The sequence below is a fragment of the Cellulophaga geojensis KL-A genome (assembly GCF_000568425.1).
Classification (GTDB): Bacteria; Bacteroidota; Bacteroidia; order Flavobacteriales; family Flavobacteriaceae; genus Cellulophaga; species Cellulophaga lytica.
The window spans coordinates 100,802-122,071 of the sequence record NZ_ARZX01000005.1 but is presented as its reverse complement, the minus strand read 5'-3'; the positions used below and the strand labels follow the sequence as shown (position 1 = coordinate 122,071).

The window sequence follows — 21,270 nt, the reverse complement described above, 5'->3', positions numbered from 1 at the left end:
AGTATTATCTAGGTATTTCTACAGATTCAATTATCATATGCACAACACTTTCTGTTGTCATACCTTCCATTTCGCGTTCTGGAGTTAAAATTACTCTGTGGTTTAGCACAGGCTCTAACGCCTTTTTTACATCTTCTGGAGTAACAAAATCTCTACCGTTAATAGCAGCAAAAGCTTTAGCGGCGTTTAAGGTAGCTAAAGAGGCTCTAGGAGAACCACCAAGGTATAGGTGTGGGTGGTTACGAGTTTTTGAAATTATCTCTGCTATGTAACGCAGAATTTTAGCTTCTACAATTACATCTTGTATGTTTATTTTATACTCTTTAAGTTTAGTAGGAGAAAGTATATCATTAATTAATGTTTGTGGCTTAGCTCCTTTACGTTCATGATGAGTTGTAATTATTTTTATTTCTTCTTCTAAGCTTGGGTACTCTACTTTTATTTTAAACAAAAAACGGTCTAATTGTGCCTCTGGTAATGCGTATGTGCCTTCTTGTTCTATAGGGTTTTGGGTAGCTAAAACCATAAACGGAGCTTCCATTTTGTATGTTTTGCCATCCATAGTAACTTGTGTTTCTTCCATAATTTCAAACAAAGCGGCTTGTGTTTTAGCAGGAGCTCTGTTTATTTCATCAATTAAAATAATGTTAGAGAAAATGGGCCCTTTTTTAAATTCAAACTCAGAAGATTTAACGTTAAAAATAGAAGTACCTAAAATATCACTAGGCATAAGATCTGGAGTAAACTGTATACGACTAAAATCTGTTTTTAAAGTTTTAGCAAATAATTTAGCAGTAACTGTTTTTGCAATCCCAGGGACACCTTCAATTAACACGTGGCCATCTACTAAAAGCGAAACAATTAACAACTCTACAAAACGGTCTTGACCAATAATTACTTTAGCCAGCTCTTGTTTAATACCTGTTACGGCATTTTTTAAATCTTCTAGAGGTATTCTATTATCAAAATTGATATCGTTATTTGCTTCCATTTGCTTTGTCTTTAAATTGTTCTATTTTTTTATCTAATGCTAACAGCTCGTCATTAGTTATGCTGTGTTTATTCATAAGATTATCTAAAAAAAGAAATAAATTTTTAATTTCTTCCTTTGTATGAAAACTTCTGGCAGAGACTGTATTGTAAAAATCATCATTCTTTTCTAAAGTATTTACATGAAATTTAGATCGTACAAAATCCATAAAAAAGTTAATCTTATGCTCTGCAATTTCTTTTTGCCTGTTTTTTTGATAATACATATCTGCTATGGTACGTGTAAACGCCAAAGTCTGATTTTTTAAAGGGGTAACCACAGGTATAGCTCGTTGTTTTCTTTTTCCTTCAAAAAACACATAAAATAAAGCACCAATTAAGGCTATGTAATAGGCCCATTTTAATTCTTTAGCACTTAAAAATATGCGCATTGGTGAAGTGTAAAATGTTTTGCCTGTTTTATGATGATTATCTACATACACATTTTTAGTAGTATCTATATAAGCCAATAAAGAAGATGTAAAGTCTGTATTATTTTTATTCTCTAAAATAAAATAATTGGTAAATGCATAAGGGAAATGATTTAAAATAACAGTTCCATCACCGTAATTCTGTTTTATAATATTTGCATTTTTTATAGATATGGTTTCAAAATTATCTATAACTCCTAATACTTTGGTATTTAATGTGTCTATTTTAGAAAAATAAGTTACATCAGATTTTTTACTAAACACTATAGGTTTATCACTTTTTAAAGAAGGATTAACCAACTGCATATAAAAGTGATGATTTATATCATTTGTATAAAGTGTTTTAGTGCTAAAATTAAGCTCATCTTTTAAAGCGTGACTAAAACTAGAGCCAGCTAAGTATAGTGTATTTCCTTTGGCGGTCCACTCTAAAAGTTTTTTAACTTCACTTTTGTCTATATCTAGGGTGTTGTTTATTAAAACATAAGTGCCAGAAATATTGTTGTTTTTATTTAAAAAAATATAAGGAGGTTCTTGCACTGCGGTTATTTTATCACCTAATCTTTTTTCTAAAATATCATTAAAAACCTTTGTTCCAAATGGTATTTTATGGTGTGTAGTAAAAGAAGGAAACCAATTAACTTTTTTTGGTTTATTGTATTCCAAAGCTAAGTAAGTAACAAATGTTACTACTAAAATTATTATATATGATTTTCCTTTTTTTATCACTTTTTGGTAATACTATTTTGTAGTTTAATAAACTCAGCAGCTGCTTTATTGTATTTTGTTTCGTCTATTGCAAAATCTCCATACCAAATATAATCATATAACCTAGTTATAGTTACAAAAGGTTTAGCGTAAGTAGAGTTGCTTAATTCTTTTTGGTAATCGTCATTAGTTTTTTGTAATTGCCAGTCTATAAGATCTTTTTCACTCATTATTTTTAAGATATACAAGTAGTAATATCTAATTGCTAACCTGTAGTTTTTATCTTCTAATGCATTTTTTATTAACTGCTGAATATCTTCATTTTTTATAATGTTTTCTTCTTCAGATAAGGTAACAGCACTCTTGTTCTTTTTAGATAAGCTTATGCTGTTCATATTTGTTTTTAAAAAGAAGAGTACAGCAACTACAATTAAAATAACCAGTAGTAAATATGGTAATAGACCTAAAAAAGCAGACAAATAGCCAACAGCTTTTTTACCTCCAAATAGCCATTGAAAAAAGCGCAACCAGTAAGAGTATAACCAAGTTTTAAATTTTTCCCACCAAGAGTTATCTGCTTTTTCTAGGGTGTAATTATAGCTAGAGTCATCTTTATAGGATTGTAAGTCTTCTTCTGTAATTTTCTGTACAGGCATAGAAGCATCATCATACTCTACATTGGTAGAGTCTTGAAAACTGTACGCAGATATAGAAAAAGTAATGCAAATAAGTAAAGAAAAAAGAAGCTTTTGCATATTAAAGATTGGTAGAATTACCTAAATTTTGAATACGCTCCATTGTTCCAGTTAAATTTTTTCTTTCGTTTAAATCAAAATATATAAAAGCGCCGGCAACAACAGTTATAATACTTAATAGGTATTGAAATAAAGCCGTTATAGTATTTATGGCTATTCCTATTGGGTCTATTAAAGTGTCTCCCATATTACTAGGATCTATTTCTGCAGAAAACACACCCATTTTTGCATACATATAAATTGCAGACGGTACACTAAATGCGTAACCTGCTACGGCAACAACAATACCAACAACAAGCATAGTGGCAAATGTTATCCACCAATAATCTTTAATTAAACTAAAACTATAGCTAAAAGCATCACCAACAGGTTTTTTATTAAAAATTAAAATACTAAAAGATAGGGTTAGTGGTACATACAAATATATTCCAGGTATTAAACAAAGCATTAAACCAAGACCCACACAAATACCTACTAAAAATGCTAATCCTATAAACTTCCAAAAAGTACTATATACTTCAGATTTTATCTGATCAAAATTAATAACTCCGTTGTTTTCTACATAATTTTTTATATAGTGTAAGGTAACGGACTGTGCCATTGCATAAGCTGCTCCCATAGATAAAATAAATACCAATGCTGCAACAAAAACCATTAAAACGTTAGTTACTTCATTAGAGCTTTCAATATTAAAATTCATTAGTCCTCCCACGGTATAAGCATAAAAGGCATTGCAAATTAAAAATATGACTAAATAAGGACCGGCTATTTTAAAAAAGGTATTAAAAAATGGTTTTAACTGAGTTCTTAAAAAAGCAAAAGTATCTCCCAGAATCTCACCTAAGTCTCTTTTCTTTTTAAACTCTACATAATTATTGTTCTGCATGGTTGGTTTTTTTGTGTAATAAATAAGGGTAAATAACGTAATAATATAAAATTAAAGCTAACGAGCTTGTAATAATTAATATTGCAAGCCAGTCTGGCATTTCTGTATGTCTGGTTACAAAGCCTTCTAAAAAGCCAGCAATGATAAAGAATGGTACTGTAGATAACATTATTTTTAATCCGTTTACAGTGCCTCGTTTAAAAGATTCTAACCTTGTATATGTCCCAGGAAAAAGAATTCCTTTAGCTAAAACAAGTCCGGCGCAACCAGCAATTATAATTACAGATATCTCTATAGTCCCGTGTATCCAAATGGTACGTGCAGACTCCCATAGCAGGCCTTTTTCATAAAACATATATTGGAAACTGCCTAACATAATGCCATTTTGCATCATAATAAACAAAGAACCTATACCAAGTAAAATACCATAAATAAAAGCCATTATAGCAACTTTTATATTGTTAATAGTAATGCCTAAAAACATTTTAAATTCACTTTGTTGTTTATAAACAGCCATAGGGTCATCATTAGCAATATTTTCTAAAGTCATATTTACATAACCATCACCTAAAAATGACCTAACAAAATCACCATCATTAGCAGCAGAGAAAACTCCTACTGCGCAAAAAAATGTAAAAACAAGAAATGCAATTAGCAATTCACGACGATTGTGGTAAAATAATGTAGGAAATTCTGTTTTCCAAAAGCTGATTATTCTGTTTTTTGGTTCTTTTTTTGTCTTATATATCTTTTGATGCGCCTCTGAAGCCAAAGAATTTAAAAAAAAAGCAGTGTTGCTACCAGGGTAAAAAGTCTTAGCATAGCTAAGGTGATCGGTAATTTCAATATACAAATCAGACAATTTGTTTGGGTCAATTTCCGTTTTCTTTGCCAGGACACTTTCAAAAGTAGTCCATTTGTCTTTATTTTGCTTTACAAAGGCAGCTTCGCGCATTGGCTTTTAAGATTTGTACCAAAGAAACTAAAATATGAACGAAATTCAAATAGAAACTGCTCAAAATATTAGCATTCATCAAAATGCTGCACATTTGGGTGATAGGATGCTAGCCTATATTATAGATAGCATTGTTATTTTTGTTTATACGTTATTAATGATTCTTTTACTGGTATATATGAACATTACTTTTGAAGATATGTGGCATTTGTATTTAATTGTAACATTGCCAGCTTTCTTCTATTATTTGTTGTTAGAGTATTTTATGAATGGCTCTACAGTTGGTAAAAAAATAATGTCTATAAGAGTTGTAAAACTAGATGGCTCTACACCAAATTTTTCTAGTTATTTTATACGTTGGATTATGCGTATTGTAGATGTGTTAATGTCTTCAGGAGGTGTTGCGGTACTTACAATATTGTTAAGAGGTAACGGACAGCGATTGGGAGATATAGCAGCAGGGACTACAGTAATTACTGAAAAGAAAAAGGTAAAGCTGCAAGATACTATGGTAGCTAACTTACCAGAAACTTATAGACCTAGTTACCCACAAGTAACCGTTTTTAAAGATGCAGAAATGCAAACCATTAAAGAGCTGTTTAGCTCTGCAAAACGCAATGGAGACCATAATGTTATTGTTTCATTATCAAAAAAAATAAAAGAAGTAACCAATATAACAACCCAAGAGAAGCCTATAGATTTTGTAGCAACTGTTATAAAAGATTACATTTACTACACACAAGAATTATAGCGTATGTTTTATTTGGTTATAGATATTTTAGGAACCATAGCGTTTGCAATATCTGGTGTGTTGGTAGCAATGGATAAAAAACTAGATCCTTTTGGAGTTTTTATAGTTGCTTTTGTAACAGCGGTAGGTGGTGGTACTTTAAGAGATTTATTATTAGGTAATACACCAGTTACTTGGTTATTACAACCCATTTATATTTACACTATTTTAATAACAGTTGTGTTGTCTATATTGTTTAGGAAGCAATTAAAATACTTAAGAACATCTTTATTTTTGTTTGATACTATTGGTATTGGTCTGTACACATTAGCAGGTGTAGAAAAAGGTTTAGACGCAGATTTATTACCCGTAATGTGTATTGTAGTAGGTACAATAACAGCTTGTTTTGGAGGTGTTATAAGAGATATTTTGTGTAATGAAATACCTGTAATATTTAGAAAAGAGGTATACGCCACGGCTTGTATAATAGGGGCAAGCAGTTACTTTTTTTTAATAAAGTTACCCATAAAACCCAACTACATTTATGTAGTTTGCATTTTAATTGTAATAACGGTGCGTTTGTTGGCTGTTAAGTTTAAAATTGCCTTACCAACAATATACCCTCCGGTAGAAAGCAAAAAGTAGTTACTTTACAACCTCGGCTTTAATAATAAAAATGTTTTGCTTAGGCCAATCGCCTTCATCTACAGGTTGTCTGTTAATTAAATCTACCACATCCATACCTTTTATAACTTTTCCAAAAGGAGTATAATCTTTATCTAAATGGTAAGACCCAGGCTTTGTAACAACAATAAAAAACTCATAAGGAGAAGCTAACTTATGTGGGTTGTCATTTTCACTACTAGGCATAGATATAACACCTCTATGGTGTTTGTGTCCTTTTTTTGTATCTGGAGGCAATAAATACCTGCCAATTTCACCTCTTTTTTTAGCGGTTTTTCTGTTGTCAGCATTACCGCCTTGAATAATAAAATTTTTAACTACTCTGTGAAAATAGGTGTCGTTAAAATATCCTTTTTTAGTTAGGTAAATAAAATTTGCCTTGTGGTAGGGTACATTATCAAAAAGTTGTAATGTAAAACTACCAAGGTTGGTTGTAATTTTTACTTTATCTTCTTTTAATGTTTTGTTGTATTCATAAAAAAAAGGAATAGCATTTTCTTCTGTAAGTACAAATTTTTCTTCTTTTTTAGTAACTTTAGAACTGTCTACTGCAACAGTATCATTTTTAACTTTAGTCTGTTTAACTTTTTGTTTGGGTTTGGGTGTATTGTTGCAACCAGTAGTTAAAATTAATAGTAATAGTATAGCGTAAGATAGTATCTTTGTATTCATGAATTTTGATGATTTTACCAAAAGAATTTCAAAAATAAAGAATCTTCCATTATTAGGTGAAGAATCTCATAATAAAATGGCTCCGTCTATTAGAATTGATGAGCTAAGTAGAATGAAAAACCAACGCGATAAAGCACGTAAGGCAGCTGTTATGGCATTATTTTATCCTACAAAGGAAAATAGTACTAATTTGCTGTTAATGTTACGTAAAACCTATAAGGGTGTACATTCCAATCAGGTTGGTTTTCCTGGAGGGAAAGTAGAGAAAGAAGATGAGAATTTGTTGCATACTGCTTTAAGAGAAACTTATGAAGAAGTTGGTGTGCCTCAAAATAAAGTTCAGGTTATGGGCAAATTGTCTTCAATTTATATACCTCCAAGTAATTTTGAAGTTCAGCCTTACATTGGTGTGTATCCTAACCCTACGCCTTTTGTAATACAGGAGTCAGAGGTAGAGCATTTGGTAGAGGTTTCTCTACTAGATTTTATGGATGATAGTAAAATTAGTACTCAAAATTTAACAACTTCTTATGCTAAAAATATTGATGTACCTGCTTTTAAATTAAATGGTTACGTGGTTTGGGGGGCAACTGCAATGATTATGAGTGAACTTAAAGAGCTACTAAAACAATTGTTATAATTATATAAATTTGTAGATTTGGCAACACAACAATAATTATGGGTTTATTTAAAAAGAATCCTTTTGGGCATATACTATTTTTAAAAAAATGGTTAATACGCGTTGCGGCAGTAATAACACACCGCAGGTACAAAGGGTTTAATAAATTAGAAATAGAAGGATCACAAATACTTAGAGATTTGCCAGATAAAGGCGTGCTTTTTGTGTCTAATCATCAAACTTATTTTGCAGATGTGGTAGCAATGTTCCATGTTTTTAATGCAAGTTTAAGCGGTAGAGAAGATTCTATTAGAAACATAGGTTACATTTGGAAACCAAAGCTTAATATGTATTATGTAGCTGCTGCAGAAACAATGAAAAAAAGTCTTTTAACTAAGATTTTGGCTTATGCAGGTTCTATTAGTATACAGCGTACTTGGCGTGCAGACGGGCAAGATGTAAAAAGGCAAGTAAAAATGAGTGATATATCTAACATTGGTACTGCTTTAGAAGATGGTTGGGTTATTACTTTTCCGCAAGGAACAACCACACCTTGGAAACCTTTACGTAAAGGAACGGCGCATATTATAAAAAAATATAAGCCAATAGTTGTGCCAGTAGTAATAGATGGCTTTAGACGTTCTTTTGATAAAAAAGGTTTACGTATTAAGAAAAAAGGTATTTTACAATCTATGGTTATAAAAGAACCTTTAGATATAGATTATGAAAACGACTCTTTTGAGTCTATTATAGATAGGTTAGGACACGCTATAGAGCAAGATCCATCTTTCTTAAAAGTAATCTCTAAGGCAGATTTAAAAGCTTTGGAAGAAGAAAACGAACTTAGAAAGTGGAAGTTAGATTAGTTTTAGCATTTAACCTCTTTACAAAAAACAAAAACCATCTGTAAAATTCAGATGGTTTTTTTGGTTATAAAAAGGGCTGTTTGGTTTAAATTTCCATTTTCTTTAGTTCAAAGTAATTTCTATTAAGCTTTTTAAGTAATAATCCATATAGTAAAAAGTAGATTAATGCAAAAAGTACGGTTGTTACTAGTGCAACCACAATAAAAGTAATTACCATTATAGATTTAAACTTCTCTGGAGATATACCTTGTGGTAACTCTTGGTTGTATACAGTAGTAAGCATATTTGGGTCAAAATAAACAGTAAAAGCTTGTGCAAGCATTGTAAATAATAACATTCCTAAGCTAAATATTATATAGTACTTTACAGTTTTTCTTGTGCGTATAATGTTTTTCATTAATGTTTTAGAGTCGTCTAAAACAGATATTTCCTTGTATCTTTTGTAAAACTGAAAAATAAAATAAAAAATACATGTGTATTGTATAAAAGTTACAATCATAAAAAATGTGCCGTAGGCATTGCCGTAGTACATTTTTGATACGTGCTCTCTTGTGCTAGGAAAAATAAAAAGTATATTAGGTAGTAAAAACTCTAAAATACTAATTATAAATATCCACTTTACGATAGAAGAAGATCTCTTCCATATCATTTTGTAAATATCATTGTAAGACAATTTAGGAAGCTCATCTCCCTTTTTTTGCCAATCTTTTTTTAAGATATCCAATTCATCCATATATATTAAGGATTTAAAATGGTTTTTAATTTTTTCTTTATTCTATTCATCTTTACTCTGGCATTAACCTCAGAAATACCTAGTGTTTCAGATATTTCCGCATAGTCTTTATCCTCTAGGTAAAGAAACACTAATGCTTTGTCTATGTCTCCTAGCTGCTTTACTGCTTTGTACATTAATTTTAGTTGTAATTCTTCTGTTTCATCATATTCATCGGCCTTAATTTTAAAAATTACAGACTCATAACTTTGTGTACTTACTTTTCTTTTAGATTTTCTGTATAATGTAATTGCAGTATTTAACGCAACTCTGTACATCCAGGTACTAAACTTAGAGTCACCTCTAAATTTAGGGTACGCTTTCCATAACTGTATTGTTATTTCCTGAAACAAATCATTATGAGCATCTTTATCATTAGTGTATAGTGTACAAACCTTGTGAACAATATTTTGGTTGTTCTCTAGTTCTGTTACAAAAGCATGTTCTAATTCTTTACTCACTTTTAAGTAGATAGTTGTAGCCTGTTAGTAGTTGTAATTTTGTATTTGTTACAAATAAATTTAAAATTATTTTCTAGGGTGGTAGTTTTCAATAACTTGGCTTAAGTGTTTTCTATCTATGTGTACGTATACTTCAGTTGTTGTAATACTTTCGTGACCTAACATTTGTTGTATAGCTCTTAAATCTGCTCCGTTTTCTAAAAGATGTGTTGCAAATGAGTGGCGTAGTGTATGCGGACTAATTGTTTTTTTTAACCCAATGGTTTCTGCAAGTTGTTTAATAATTGTAAAAATCATTGCACGGGTTAATTGCCTACCTCTTCTGTTTAAAAACAAAATATCTTCAAACCCTTTTTTAATGTTTAGATGATTTCTTATTTCATCCTTATATATATTAATGTACTTTTTATTAATGTTGCTAATAGGAACAAAACGTTGTTTGTCTCCCTTTCCTGTAACTCTTATAAAGTCTTCTTTAAAAAATAAGTCAGATAGTCTTAAGTTGGTAAGCTCAGACACACGTAAGCCACAACCATATAAAGTTTCTAACATAGCTCTATTGCGTTCACCTTCTGGTTTACTTAGGTCAATTGCATCTATTAAATCGTTAATTTCCTCAACAGACAGTGTATCTGGCAGCTTTCTTCCAATTTTTGGAGCTTCTATTAAATCCATAGGATTATCTGCTCTGTAATCTTCAAAAATTAAATAATTAAAAAAACTTTTTAGGCCAGATATAATTCTTGCTTGCGACCTAGGGTTAATACTTGCAGAAATTTCATAAATAAATTGCTGTGTAGTTTCCTTAGAGATAGAAATAGGAGATTCGGTGATGTTTTTTTTGTTTAAAAATGTAATTAATTTTTCAACATCTAAAACGTAATTCGTAATAGAATTCTCCATTAACCCTCTTTCAATTTTTAGAAAGTGTTGATAATCAGTTAATCCCTGTCTCCATTTCATATAGGTTAAAATTAAGTTAATAATTTGGATAAAAAAAGAGTTTTAAAACCCCTGTTTTTTATGTTTTTTACTCACCACAAATACTTACATTTACACAACAAAAACTGTAAGTAAACAAAATTAACAAACTATGTTTACTGCATAATTATAAACTAAAAATTAAAATTATTTTTATGAAAAAGTTATTTATTGTAGCTATCACAGCTCTAGGATTTACTTTTGCTGCACAAGCACAAGATGCAGCTACTTCTACTAACGGTGGTCAAACTGCTCAAGGTAAATGGTTAATTGAAGCTAACACTGGTTTTGGTGGTCAAGGTGGAACTCAAGCGGCTAGTACTTCTTTTGGTTTAACATCTGTAGATGGTGAAACTGCTTGGTCTTTAGGTGCTGAAGGTGGTTACTTTGTTGCTGATGATTTAGCGGTAAAAGTTGGTTTAGGTTACCAAGACTTAGGGGATGATGAAAGTGCATTTTCTTATAAAGTAGGTGCTAAATATTACATCGCTAGTATGATTCCTGTACAAGTTGATTATACAGGTACGAGTATTAAAGATGCAGATGAAAATCCTAGCTTTTTAGGTTTGCAAGGTGGTTATGCTATTTTCTTAGGTGAAAATGTTAGTATTGAGCCAGGTTTACGTTATAACATTGCTTTAAATGATGACTCATTTTTTAATGAAGATGTTTTTCAATTAAACATAGGTTTCGCTTTACATTTCTAAGCAAAAACTCACTAATAGTATTAAAAGCTGTCTAATATTTTAGGCAGCTTTTTTTATAAAGTTAAATGTTAACCTTATGTGAAATGTAGTTTTTTTATTACATTAAAAGTAGGTTTGTTGTGTATATTTGCTTTTGAATTTTTAAACAAAAATATTTATTTCATGAAAAAGTTATTTATTGCAGCTATTGCAAGTTTGGGGTTTGTCATTGGAGCTCAAGCTCAAGAAGGTTTTGGAGCAGGTGTTAATTTAGGTATTCCAATGGGAGATTTAGATGATTTTTATGGCTTTAATGCAGGTGTTGATATACAGTATTTAGGTGCTGTTTCAGAAACTTTTTATGCTGGGGGTACTATTGGGTATTCTCACTATTTTGGTAAAACTTATGATGCAGGTCCTGGTATTGAAATAGAGCAAGAAGATATTCAGTTTTTGCCAATTGCTGCCGTAGCTAAATTTATGATTACAGAAGATTTTTCTGTAGGTACAGATTTAGGTTATGCTCTTGGCCTTAAGGAAGATGTAGATGGTGGTTTTTATTACCGTCCTAAATTAGGTTATAGAATAGCAGATTCAATTGAGCTTAACTTATCATATGCTGGTATTAGTTTGGAAGATGATATAAATGCATCTACTTTTAACATAGGATTTATGTTTCAGTTGTAAAAATAACTGATATAGAATATTTAAAAGGAAGCCAATTGGCTTCCTTTTTTTATGCGTAATATTTAGTATTTTTACCATATGAAAATACTTATAATCAATGGGCCAAACCTAAATCTTTTAGGTAAAAGAGAGCCAACAATATATGGTAACACAACGTTTGTAGATTATTTTGCTAAGCTACAACTTAACTTTAAAAATGTTGAGCTTAGTTATTACCAGTCTAATATAGAAGGTGAACTTATATCTAAAATACAAGAAGTTGGTTTTTCTTATGATGGTATTGTACTAAATGCAGCTGCTTACACGCATACATCTATTGGTATTGGAGATGCAATAAAAGCTATAGAAACCCCAGTTGTAGAGGTGCACATCTCTAATACATTTGGGCGTGAAGAATTTCGTCATCAATCTTATATATCTCCCGTTGCTAAAGGCGTAATACTTGGTTTTGGCTTACAGAGTTATGACTTGGCTATACAGAGTTTTTTAGCTACAAAATAAAGCATCTATAATGCATAAAACATATTTTAACTGGAGTAGTGGTAAAGACTCTGCCTTGGCATTGTATAAGATGCAACAGTCTAATGCGTATAAAGTAGATAGACTTGTAACTTCTGTAAACTCTACATTTAATAGGGTATCTATGCACGGTTTGCGTTTACCGCTTTTAGAGGCGCAAGCAAAAGCAATTGGTTTGCCTTTACAGACCATTATGTTAAATGCAGATGTGTCTATGTCTAGTTATAATGAGGTTATGAAAACCACAATGCAAGGTTTAATTCTTAAAGGTTATACACACGCAGTTTTTGGTGATATTTTTTTAGAAGATTTAAAAAAGTATAGAGAAGACAAACTCAAAGAAGTTGGGGTAAAAGGTGTTTTTCCGCTATGGAAACAAGACACAAAAGTGTTGCTTAAAGAATTGGTGCAATTGGGTTTTAAAGCAATTACAGTTTGTGTTAATGCTAAATTGTTAGATGAGTCTTTTGTTGGTAGAGAGGTAGATGAAAGTTTTTTTAATGATTTACCAGAGAATGTAGATCCTTGCGGAGAAAACGGAGAGTTTCATACGTTTGTGTATGATGGACCTATTTTTAAGCAACCTGTGAGTTTTACAGTAGGCGAGAAAGTGCAGAAAGGATATGCGCCAACGACTAACAAAGATGACAATTGCTTTAAAAAAGATGAAGATACTACTTGGGATACTTCCTTTTGGTATTGTGATCTTTTGCCTAAATAAAAAAAGCCCTATGCTTTTAAGGCTTTAGGGCTAAAATATTTTTCTTCAATATAAAATGTACCAAAAGGTAGTAAAGACGCTATAAATAAGATAGCGTACCTTTTAATTCCCCATTTTAGATGTCTGCATACAAAAAATGCTAATATGGCATAAGCTATAAATAGTACACCGTGTGCATTACCAATATAAATGTTAGGGGCTTTAATATCTGCCATATATTTTAAAGGCATGCCAACACCAAATAATAATAGGTAAGATATTCCTTCTAGTATGGCAATAAGTCTAAATGCTTTAATCATATTTTTAAATTTAAAAAAGCCTAAAATCTAAGTGTAAAAAAACGCTTAGACTTTAGGCAATTTATGTATAAGTTTAGTTAACTATTACAAGTGTATAACCTCGTCATAAGCATCTGCTACGGCTTCCATAACAGCTTCACTCATTGTTGGGTGCGGGTGTATAGCTTTTAGTATTTCATGACCAGTAGTTTCTAGTTTACGTGCAACAACTGCTTCTGCAATCATATCTGTAACACCAGCACCAATCATATGGCAACCTAACCACTCACCGTATTTAGCATCAAAAATAACTTTTACAAAACCATCTGGAGTGCCAGAGGCTTTTGCTTTTCCACTAGCAGAGAATGGGAATTTACCTATTTTTAAGTCAAATCCTTTTTCTTTTGCTTGTTTTTCTGTTAAACCAACAGAGGCAACCTCAGGAATACAGTATGTACAACCAGGAATGTTACCATAATCTATAGGTTCTACGTGCATACCTGCTATTTTTTCTACACAAAGAATACCTTCTGCAGAAGCAACGTGTGCTAAAGCTGGTCCTGGAGTAACGTCTCCAATTGCGTAGTAACCAGGTATGTTAGTTTGGTAATAATCATTTACCATAATTTTGTCTCTGTCTGTAGCAATACCAACGTTTTCTAAACCAATGTTTTCTATGTTAGTTTTAATACCTACAGCAGATAAAACAACATCTGCTTGTATAATTTCTTCTCCTTTGCTTGTTTTTACGTAAACACTAACTCCGTTGCCAGAAGTATCTACTTTAGTAACCTCTGAAGAAGTTTTAACTTTAATGCCAGCTTTTTTAAAGCTACGCTCTAATTGTTTAGAGATATCTTGGTCTTCTACAGGTACTACATTAGGTAAATATTCTACAACTGTAACCTCTGTACCTATAGAGTTGTAAAAGTATGCAAACTCCATACCTATTGCACCACTACCAACTACTACCATTTTTTTAGGTTGTTCAGGTAAAGACATTGCTTCTCTGTATCCAATAATTTTTTTTCCGTCTTGCGGTAAACTTGGTAACTCTCTACTACGTGCGCCAGTTGCAACAACAATGTGGTCTGCGCTATATTCGGTTTCTTTACCATCTGCATCTTTAACAGCTATTTTTTTACCAGCTTTTAAAGTACCGTAACCTTTTATGACTTCAATTTTGTTTTTCTTCATTAAAAATTGAACTCCTTTACTCATCCCTTCAGCAACACCACGACTACGCTTAATAATGGCTCCAAAATCTTTATCAACATTTTCAGCATTTAAACCATAGTCACCAGCGTGTTTTAAATACTCAAAAACCTGAGCAGATTTAATTAATGCTTTGGTAGGGATACAACCCCAATTTAGACATACACCGCCTAAACTTTCTTTTTCTACAATAGCTGTTTTTAAACCTAATTGTGAAGCTCTAATAGCAGTTACATAACCACCTGGTCCACTACCTAAAACAATAACATCAAAATTGCTCATATATATACTTTTTTTTGTCTCAAATTTTAATCTCACAAATGTACAAAACCAATTAGCAATTAGCAATTACCAAAATCTATAAATATGAATAATAACATATTGCTAACTTTTTAGTACTTATCTTTATATTTTATACATAAAAACAAACACTATTTAATGATGAAAACAACAAAATTTGCTTTTTTACTGCCATTTTTAATGTTTGCAGCAATTGTGCAATCACAGTCTAATGACGTAAAAATACAAGTAGATAAGCTTACGCCGCAAATGTATATGTTAACAGGGCAAGGTGGTAACATAGGTGTTTTTGTTGGAGAAGAATATGTGTTAATGATAGATGACCAGTTTAGTAGGTTAAGCACAAAAATAAAGCAGGCAATAAAAAGCATTACAACTAAACCAATTGCATACTTGCTTAATACGCATATGCACGGAGACCACACTGGTGGCAATGCTAATTTTAACAACCAAACAACTACTATAATTGCACATCAAAAAGTTAGAGAACGATTGGTAAATGAGAATGAAAAGGCATTTTTGTCTAAAAAAATAGATTCTGTTACCGCACATAAGAAATTACCAGAAATTACATTTTCTGATACAATGTTGTTATATGATGCAGATGAAACTATAATGGCTATTCATGTGCATAACGCACATACAGATGGCGATGCGCAAATTTATTTTAGTAAAAATAATGTATTGCATATGGGAGATACGTATTTTTCTGGTAAATACCCTTATATAGATTTAAATCGTGGTGGTAGTGTAGGAGGTTATATAAATGCATTAAAGAAAGCGGCTATTTTAGCAAATGAAGACACAAAAATTATACCTGGTCACGGAAAATTATCAAATAAAAAAGAGTTAGAAAGTTATATTTTAATGTTAGAAACCATTTATGTTAATGTGAAGAAAGAAATTGGCGCAGGTAAAAGCCTAGAGCAAGTAATAGCTAATAAGCAAATTACTGCTAATTATGATGCTACTTATGCGTGGAGTTTTATATCTGCGGAAAAAATTAGAGAAACATTTTATAAAAGCTTAATGAATAAGTAGTGGTTATTTCCCAAACATTTTTTTGTTAAACTCTTCAGATTTTCCTGCAGGTATAGATAGTGATTGCCATTTTTTACCTTTTAACATTCTGCCAACATATGCAATTTGGGCAATGTGGCCAGCATAGTGTGCTAATTGTCTGCTAACTGCTGCCATTACAGAATGCTCTACAGCTCTAATTTTAATTTTAGTATTAAAATTGTCTTCGTTTATATTATCTATTGCAGTAAATAAGCAATCCCAACCCTTGTTCCAGTGTAGTAGCATTTCTTCCTTATTTTGGTATGGAGCAACAAACTCAGATTCTCTATTTCGCCATTCTTTTTCTCCGTCTTCTGTAAAAAAGTTTGTCCACCTGCTGAGCATATTACCTACCATATGTTTTACAATTATAGCTATACTATTGTCTGCTTCACCATAAGTCCAATGCAAATCTTCATTGGTAAGTTGGTCAAATGTTTTTTCTGCCATTGTTTTGTTTCGGTTAAACTCAAACAACATACTTTCTTTATAGTCATCAACAAAACTCATTCTTATTTTTTTAAAGACGGATTAAAATTTAAACTAGCAGAATTTATGCAGTAACGTTGCCCAGTAGTTTCTTGTGGGCCATCATCAAAAACGTGACCTAAATGTCCGCCACAATTAGCACAAACGGTTTCTACTCTTGTCATACCATGACTAGTGTCTTTTATGTATTCAATAGCGCCTTCTACTGCTTCATCAAAAGAAGGCCAGCCGCAACCGCTTTCAAATTTATGATCCGCTTCAAAAAGTTTAGCATTACAGCCTTTGCAATTGTAGCTTCCATCTTTAAAATGAAGATTAAATTCGCCGGTGTGTGGGTATTCTGTTCCTTTGTTTCTTAAAACGTTGTAAGACTGTTCAGGAAGCAGAGCTTTCCATTCTTCTTCGGTTTTTTCTACTGTATATTTTTTACTCATTATTTTGTAGGTGTAAATTTTAAAGCAGCGCCATTAATACAGTGTCTTTCTCCTGTTGTTTTTGGTCCGTCGTTAAAAACGTGACCTAAATGTCCGCCACAAACAGCGCAATGTTCCTCAGTGCGCTTGTATCCAATTTTATAATCAACATCAAAAGCTACATTGCCTTCTATTGTTCTATCAAAACTTGGCCATCCCGTACCAGATTTAAATTTATGTTCGCTTTTAAATAAAGGTGTATTGCATGCAGCACAACTATAAATTCCTTTTTCTTTAATATTTAATAGTTCGCTAGAAAAAGCACGTTCTGTACCTGCTTTACGCAATACGTTATATTGTAATGGAGTTAATTGAGCTTTCCATTCTGCATCTGTTTTTTCAACTTTAGCTAAAGTTTGTTTTTTTGTAGCTTCCTTTGTTTTTTGCGAGTTTCCTTTGCAACTTAAAAATAGGGCTACTACACTTAAAATTAGTAATTTCTTATACATCATCTTTATATTTTAAGGTTATTCAAATTTAGTCGATTTTAAACGCAATTCCTATCAAATTTAAGACATAAAAAAAGCCTCTACTTTTAAAAGCAGAGGCTAGTTATATTGTATAGTATTTTTACTATAAAGAAACGTGTATGATATTTTCTTCTTTAGTATCTAAAATGCCCATAACGTCATTAATATTTCCGGTATCTAATTTACCATTTACAGCTTCTGCAGGTAAAATAGCCACTCTAAATACTTGATTATCTGTATCTGCAGATTGTAAGGTTGAAAGATCAAAATCTGAATCTAAAAAGAACCTAGCATCTACAAAAGTATGATCGTAATTATAAATTAAAGTACCTTGGTCTAACAATCTAGTTTGTGGCATTAAACGCCAAACGTCTATAGGTTGTCCGTCCGTTCCATCTAATTGTTCCCATAAAATATAAACTAAAACAACGTCAGATTCAAAAACTTCAACAGTGTTAGGGAATTCAAAGGTTAATTCATAATTATTTTCATCAGAGAAGGTTCCGCTAACTTCATATATACTTCCTGTAATGTTTACACCATCTAATCCATCTACACCGTCAATTCCATCAGACCCGCTACAAGCCGTTAAAATTATTGCAAATATTGCTGCTACTGCTAAGGTAATTTTTTTCATAATATATAATTTGTTTCGTTTTTCTTTTTTTGAATGATTCAAAAAGCGTTCCAAATTTAAAATTAGAGAATTTATTTTGTAATTAAACTAAACAATTGAGATATTATCTATGATATTATTAAGACATAGAATATTTTTGTATTTTTAAAAACACACTAAACACATTACTATTATGAGAAAAATATTTTTAGTATTAACTATTTTTATAGCGGTTTCTGCTTGTAAAACAAATCCGTTTACAGGTAAAAAAACATTGAATATGTATCCTAACAGTTCAATATTTCCTACTGCTTTTGCGCAATATGATCAATTTTTAAATGAAAATAAAACAATAACAGGTACTAGCGAGGCAAAAATGATAACTTCTGTTGGGCAACGTATAGCCTCTGCTGCAGAACGTTGGTTAACGGCAAACGGCTATCCGGGTTATTTAAAAGATTATAAATGGGAATATAATTTGGTAGATGATGCAACTGTAAATGCTTGGTGTATGCCAGGTGGTAAAATTGTTTTTTACACAGGTATTTTACCAATTTGTCAAGATGAAACAGGTATAGCTGTTGTAATGGGGCATGAGGTAGCACATGCGTTAGCTGATCATGGGGCGCAGCGTATGTCTGCAGGACAGCTACAACAAATTGGAGCAGTTGCCGGTAATGTTTTAATTAAGGACGAAGGAACAAAAAATACATTTAACCAAGCATATGGCATAGGGTCCCAAGTAGGGGTAATGTTACCTTTTAGTAGAGGTCATGAAACTGAAGCAGACCGTATAGGATTGCAAATTATGGCTATTGCTGGTTATAACCCAGATGAAGCAGCAGAGCTTTGGAAAAGAATGAAAGCAAATAGTGGAGGACAGTCTCAGCCAGAATTTATGAGTACGCACCCATCTAACGACACAAGAATAAATAACTTAACACAATGGGCACCTGCAGCTAAGGAAGAAGCCAAAAAATTTGGAGTAACTTCTTTTAAGTAACATTGGCGTAAAAGTAAAATTCATTAATAATTGTATATTAGAGCTGTTCAAAACTAAATTTGAACAGCTCTAATATTTTTATTTATGACCAGTATTGCATTAGTAAAAGGAAGCAAAAAACTTTTAAACGCCTGGGCCTTTTATGATTGGGCAAACTCTGTTTACAGTTTAGTTATAGCATCTGCAATATTTCCTATTTTTTATGGAGCCCTATTTAGGGCTGCTAACATAGAAAAAGTAACCGTATTTGGCGGCGAAATTGCCAGGGCTCCTTTAATTAGTTATACCACATCATTAGCGTTTGTTTTTATAGCTATTATTACACCTTTAATTTCTGGAGTAGCAGATTATTTAGGAAATAAAAGGATGTTTATGAAGTTCTTTTGCTATTTAGGAGGTGTGTCTTGTATTGGTTTGTATTGGTTTTCATTAGAAAATATATACTTTGGTTTGGTTTGTTTTTTTATGGGGTTGGTTGGTTTTTGGGTAAGTTTTGCTATAAACAATTCTTATTTGCCAGATGTTGCGCATCCAGAACAAATGGATGCTATTAGTGCCAAAGGTTTTTCTATGGGGTATGCGGGTAGTGTTTTGCTATTACTTTTTAATTTACTTATGGTAATGAGGCCAGAAATTTTTGGTATTGAGACAGATACTAATGGTATTGCAGAACTTAAAGCAATGAAGTATTCTTTTGTTACTGTTGGTATTTGGTGGATAATTTTTAGTCAATATACATTTTATTATTTACCAAAAGGTAATAAGCAAGAAGGTGACCGCAGTAATGTAATCTTAAATGGATTTAAAGAATTAAAAGGAGTTTGGGGGCAACTTGGAAGTCAGGTTAAATTAAAGCGTTATTTAATAGCTTTTTTTGTGTATAGTATGGCTGTACAAACAGTAATGCTAATTGCTACTTATTTTGGAGAAGAAGAAATTGCTTGGGGGACAGATAAAGAGCGTACAACAGGCTTAATAGTTAGTATTTTAGTGATACAAATAGTTGCCATTCTTGGTGCATTAGTAACAGCAGCAGCATCTAAAAAGTTTGGAAATGTAAAAACACTTGCAGTAGTAAATATATTATGGGTAGTAATATGTGTTTATGCCTTTTTTATGGTAACACCTATAGATTTTTATATTGGTGCAGGCTGTGTAGGTTTGGTTATGGGTGGTATACAAGCATTGTCTAGGTCTACTTACTCTAAGTTTTTACCAAATACTAAAGATACTACGTCTTTTTTTAGTTTTTATGATGTTGCCGAAAAAATTGGAATTGTAATTGGTACTTTTTTATACGGTTTTGTGGCGCAAGTAACAGGTAGTATGCGTAATGCTATTGTGTTTTTAGCAATATTTTTTATTGCTGGGGTTGTATTGCTTTTACGTGTAAATAAGAAGTAATCAATACAGTAGTATTTGTAATAAAAAAAAGAGAGGTTGTAAATAGCACCTCTCTTTTTTTTTGTTTATAGTTTTTTATCCTTTAGAAACACCACCAGAACCAGAGGTTTTACTTTCTATTTTTTTAGGATTACCTCTGTATTTAATATCTCCAGAACCAGATACTCTAGCGTCTATAGTTTCTTTTGCAGTTACCTTAATATCTGCAGAACCAGATACTAATGCTTTTACATAGTCTGCTTCTAAATCATATGCAGAGATGTCTCCAGAACCAGAAACTCTAACTGTAAAGTCGGTAGCAGAGCCACTAAGATTTATGTCTCCAGATCCAGACATACTAGCTTTTAGTTCTTTTGTTTTAACTTTTAGGTTTATGTCTCCTGAGCCAGATATACTAGTTTCAAAAGTATTACTTACTAATGTTGTTTTGCCAATAATATCTCCAGAGCCAGATAATGTGGCTTCATTAATATGTTCTACAGGTACGGTAACTAATAATTTACTGTTTCTAGATGGAGATAAATTCATCCCTTTTTCAGCTTTAATCACAAGTTTACCATTCTTAACTTCGGTTTTAATGTGGCTTATAATATTTTCATCTCCGTGAAGTGTAATTTTTCCTTCTTTACCATCTATAAGTTCTACATCAAAAAAACCAGATACAGATATTACTTCATAATCACCTACATTTCTAGAGTCTGTAATAATGTTTCCGTTTCCTTTAACGCGTTTGCCCCATTGTGCATTTGCTGTAATTGCTATAGATAAAGCTAAGCTAAGTGTTAGTATTTTTTTCAT

At 31.8% G+C, this 21,270-nt stretch carries 27 protein-coding genes; 11 read left to right on the top strand and 16 right to left on the bottom strand.

The window, feature by feature from the left end:
• Nucleotides 1-4 precede the first annotated feature (4 nt).
• From KLA_RS05980 to KLA_RS05960, 5 genes are read right to left on the bottom strand one after another with little or no spacing between them, the layout of a single operon-like run.
• The gene (locus tag KLA_RS05980; protein ID WP_034644562.1) at nt 5-991 is read right to left on the bottom strand and encodes an AAA family ATPase; all 987 of its coding nucleotides are present in this window, start codon (nt 989-991) and stop codon (nt 5-7) included.
• Nucleotides 978-2,189, bottom strand: coding sequence for a DUF4350 domain-containing protein (locus tag KLA_RS05975; protein ID WP_034644561.1), 1,212 nt, complete (start codon nt 2,187-2,189; stop codon nt 978-980). The genes KLA_RS05980 and KLA_RS05975 overlap by 14 nt, the downstream gene beginning before the upstream one ends.
• On the bottom strand, nt 2,186-2,923 hold the full coding sequence (locus tag KLA_RS05970) for a DUF4129 domain-containing protein (RefSeq protein WP_034644560.1): 738 nt from the start codon (nt 2,921-2,923) through the stop codon (nt 2,186-2,188). The genes KLA_RS05975 and KLA_RS05970 overlap by 4 nt, the downstream gene beginning before the upstream one ends.
• Before the next feature lies 1 nt (nt 2,924).
• On the bottom strand, nt 2,925-3,809 hold the full coding sequence (locus tag KLA_RS05965) for a hypothetical protein (RefSeq protein ID WP_013619791.1): 885 nt from the start codon (nt 3,807-3,809) through the stop codon (nt 2,925-2,927).
• Nucleotides 3,796-4,764 carry a stage II sporulation protein M gene (locus tag KLA_RS05960; protein ID WP_013619790.1) on the bottom strand — a complete coding sequence of 323 codons (969 nt, stop codon included), beginning with the start codon at nt 4,762-4,764 and terminating at the stop codon, nt 3,796-3,798. Before KLA_RS05960 ends, KLA_RS05965 begins: the two co-directional genes overlap by 14 nt.
• A 34-nt stretch (nt 4,765-4,798) precedes the next feature.
• Here KLA_RS05960 and KLA_RS05955 point away from each other — a divergent pair, with 34 nt between their 5' ends.
• Nucleotides 4,799-5,515, top strand: coding sequence for an RDD family protein (locus KLA_RS05955; RefSeq protein ID WP_034644559.1), 717 nt, complete (start codon nt 4,799-4,801; stop codon nt 5,513-5,515).
• Nucleotides 5,516-5,518: 3 nt separating this feature from the next.
• The gene (locus KLA_RS05950; protein ID WP_013619788.1) at nt 5,519-6,139 is read left to right on the top strand and encodes a trimeric intracellular cation channel family protein; all 621 of its coding nucleotides are present in this window, start codon (nt 5,519-5,521) and stop codon (nt 6,137-6,139) included.
• Here KLA_RS05950 and KLA_RS05945 read toward each other — a convergent pair whose 3' ends face one another.
• Nucleotides 6,140-6,850, bottom strand: a complete 711-nt coding sequence (locus KLA_RS05945) for a peptidylprolyl isomerase (protein WP_013619787.1) — start codon at nt 6,848-6,850, stop codon at nt 6,140-6,142.
• Between KLA_RS05945 and KLA_RS05940 the strand changes: the two genes are divergently transcribed.
• Nucleotides 6,849-7,490 (top strand): NUDIX hydrolase, encoded by a 642-nt coding sequence (locus KLA_RS05940; RefSeq protein ID WP_034644558.1) that lies wholly within the window; start codon nt 6,849-6,851, stop codon nt 7,488-7,490. The genes KLA_RS05945 and KLA_RS05940 overlap by 2 nt on opposite strands.
• 38 nt (nt 7,491-7,528) lie before the next feature.
• The gene (locus tag KLA_RS05935; RefSeq protein ID WP_013619785.1) at nt 7,529-8,335 is read left to right on the top strand and encodes a lysophospholipid acyltransferase family protein; all 807 of its coding nucleotides are present in this window, start codon (nt 7,529-7,531) and stop codon (nt 8,333-8,335) included.
• 85 nt (nt 8,336-8,420) lie between these two features.
• Here the strand turns inward: KLA_RS05935 and KLA_RS05930 are convergent, their stop codons facing one another.
• The 3 genes from KLA_RS05930 to xerD form a co-directional block, all read right to left on the bottom strand.
• Nucleotides 8,421-9,068 (bottom strand): hypothetical protein, encoded by a 648-nt coding sequence (locus KLA_RS05930; protein WP_034644557.1) that lies wholly within the window; start codon nt 9,066-9,068, stop codon nt 8,421-8,423.
• 5 nt (nt 9,069-9,073) lie between these two features.
• On the bottom strand, nt 9,074-9,568 hold the full coding sequence (locus KLA_RS05925) for an RNA polymerase sigma factor (protein WP_013619783.1): 495 nt from the start codon (nt 9,566-9,568) through the stop codon (nt 9,074-9,076).
• Between the two features lie 66 nt (nt 9,569-9,634).
• Nucleotides 9,635-10,531 carry a site-specific tyrosine recombinase XerD gene (gene xerD, locus KLA_RS05920; protein WP_013619782.1) on the bottom strand — a complete coding sequence of 299 codons (897 nt, stop codon included), beginning with the start codon at nt 10,529-10,531 and terminating at the stop codon, nt 9,635-9,637.
• A gap of 173 nt (nt 10,532-10,704) precedes the next feature.
• On the opposite strand from xerD, the gene KLA_RS05915 reads away from it, so the two are divergent.
• The 4 genes from KLA_RS05915 (at nt 10,705) to KLA_RS05900 (ending at nt 13,162) form a co-directional block, all read left to right on the top strand.
• The gene (locus tag KLA_RS05915; protein WP_034644556.1) at nt 10,705-11,256 is read left to right on the top strand and encodes a hypothetical protein; all 552 of its coding nucleotides are present in this window, start codon (nt 10,705-10,707) and stop codon (nt 11,254-11,256) included.
• 162 nt (nt 11,257-11,418) lie between these two features.
• Entirely contained in the window at nt 11,419-11,922 is a 504-nt protein-coding gene (locus tag KLA_RS05910; protein ID WP_034644555.1) for an outer membrane beta-barrel protein, read from the top strand.
• Nucleotides 11,923-12,000: 78 nt separating this feature from the next.
• Nucleotides 12,001-12,423, top strand: a complete 423-nt coding sequence (gene aroQ / locus KLA_RS05905; protein WP_034644554.1) for a type II 3-dehydroquinate dehydratase — start codon at nt 12,001-12,003, stop codon at nt 12,421-12,423.
• A gap of 10 nt (nt 12,424-12,433) precedes the next feature.
• Nucleotides 12,434-13,162, top strand: coding sequence for a diphthine--ammonia ligase (locus tag KLA_RS05900; protein WP_034644553.1), 729 nt, complete (start codon nt 12,434-12,436; stop codon nt 13,160-13,162).
• An 8-nt stretch (nt 13,163-13,170) separates the two neighbouring features.
• Here KLA_RS05900 and KLA_RS05895 read toward each other — a convergent pair whose 3' ends face one another.
• Entirely contained in the window at nt 13,171-13,461 is a 291-nt protein-coding gene (locus tag KLA_RS05895; protein WP_013619777.1) for a DUF3817 domain-containing protein, read from the bottom strand.
• Nucleotides 13,462-13,545: 84 nt separating this feature from the next.
• Complete coding sequence (gene lpdA / locus KLA_RS05890; protein ID WP_013619776.1) at nt 13,546-14,937, bottom strand: dihydrolipoyl dehydrogenase; 1,392 nt, start codon at nt 14,935-14,937, stop codon at nt 13,546-13,548.
• A 156-nt stretch (nt 14,938-15,093) separates the two neighbouring features.
• On the opposite strand from lpdA, the gene KLA_RS05885 reads away from it, so the two are divergent.
• A complete protein-coding gene (locus tag KLA_RS05885; protein ID WP_034644552.1) occupies nt 15,094-15,996 on the top strand; it encodes an MBL fold metallo-hydrolase in 903 nt (300 codons plus the stop codon).
• Nucleotides 15,997-15,999: 3 nt separating this feature from the next.
• On the opposite strand, the gene KLA_RS05880 is transcribed toward KLA_RS05885, so the two are convergent.
• The 4 genes from KLA_RS05880 to KLA_RS05865 all read right to left on the bottom strand — a co-directional run bounded on the left by KLA_RS05880 (nt 16,000) and on the right by KLA_RS05865 (nt 18,086).
• Nucleotides 16,000-16,527 carry a DUF1572 family protein gene (locus KLA_RS05880; protein ID WP_034644551.1) on the bottom strand — a complete coding sequence of 176 codons (528 nt, stop codon included), beginning with the start codon at nt 16,525-16,527 and terminating at the stop codon, nt 16,000-16,002.
• A gap of 2 nt (nt 16,528-16,529) precedes the next feature.
• Nucleotides 16,530-16,940, bottom strand: a complete 411-nt coding sequence (gene msrB / locus KLA_RS05875) for a peptide-methionine (R)-S-oxide reductase MsrB (RefSeq protein ID WP_013619773.1) — start codon at nt 16,938-16,940, stop codon at nt 16,530-16,532.
• Entirely contained in the window at nt 16,940-17,428 is a 489-nt protein-coding gene (msrB, locus tag KLA_RS05870) for a peptide-methionine (R)-S-oxide reductase MsrB (RefSeq protein ID WP_013619772.1), read from the bottom strand. The genes msrB (KLA_RS05875) and msrB (KLA_RS05870) overlap by 1 nt, the downstream gene beginning before the upstream one ends.
• Before the next feature lie 124 nt (nt 17,429-17,552).
• Complete coding sequence (locus tag KLA_RS05865) at nt 17,553-18,086, bottom strand: hypothetical protein (protein ID WP_034644550.1); 534 nt, start codon at nt 18,084-18,086, stop codon at nt 17,553-17,555.
• Nucleotides 18,087-18,258: 172 nt separating this feature from the next.
• On the opposite strand from KLA_RS05865, the gene KLA_RS05860 reads away from it, so the two are divergent.
• Together KLA_RS05860 and KLA_RS05855 are read left to right on the top strand one after the other, a co-directional pair.
• Complete coding sequence (locus KLA_RS05860; RefSeq protein WP_013619770.1) at nt 18,259-19,068, top strand: M48 family metallopeptidase; 810 nt, start codon at nt 18,259-18,261, stop codon at nt 19,066-19,068.
• 84 nt (nt 19,069-19,152) lie between these two features.
• Nucleotides 19,153-20,472, top strand: a complete 1,320-nt coding sequence (locus tag KLA_RS05855; protein ID WP_013619769.1) for an MFS transporter — start codon at nt 19,153-19,155, stop codon at nt 20,470-20,472.
• A 75-nt stretch (nt 20,473-20,547) separates the two neighbouring features.
• Here the strand turns inward: KLA_RS05855 and KLA_RS05850 are convergent, their stop codons facing one another.
• The gene (locus KLA_RS05850) at nt 20,548-21,270 is read right to left on the bottom strand and encodes a head GIN domain-containing protein (RefSeq protein ID WP_034644549.1); all 723 of its coding nucleotides are present in this window, start codon (nt 21,268-21,270) and stop codon (nt 20,548-20,550) included.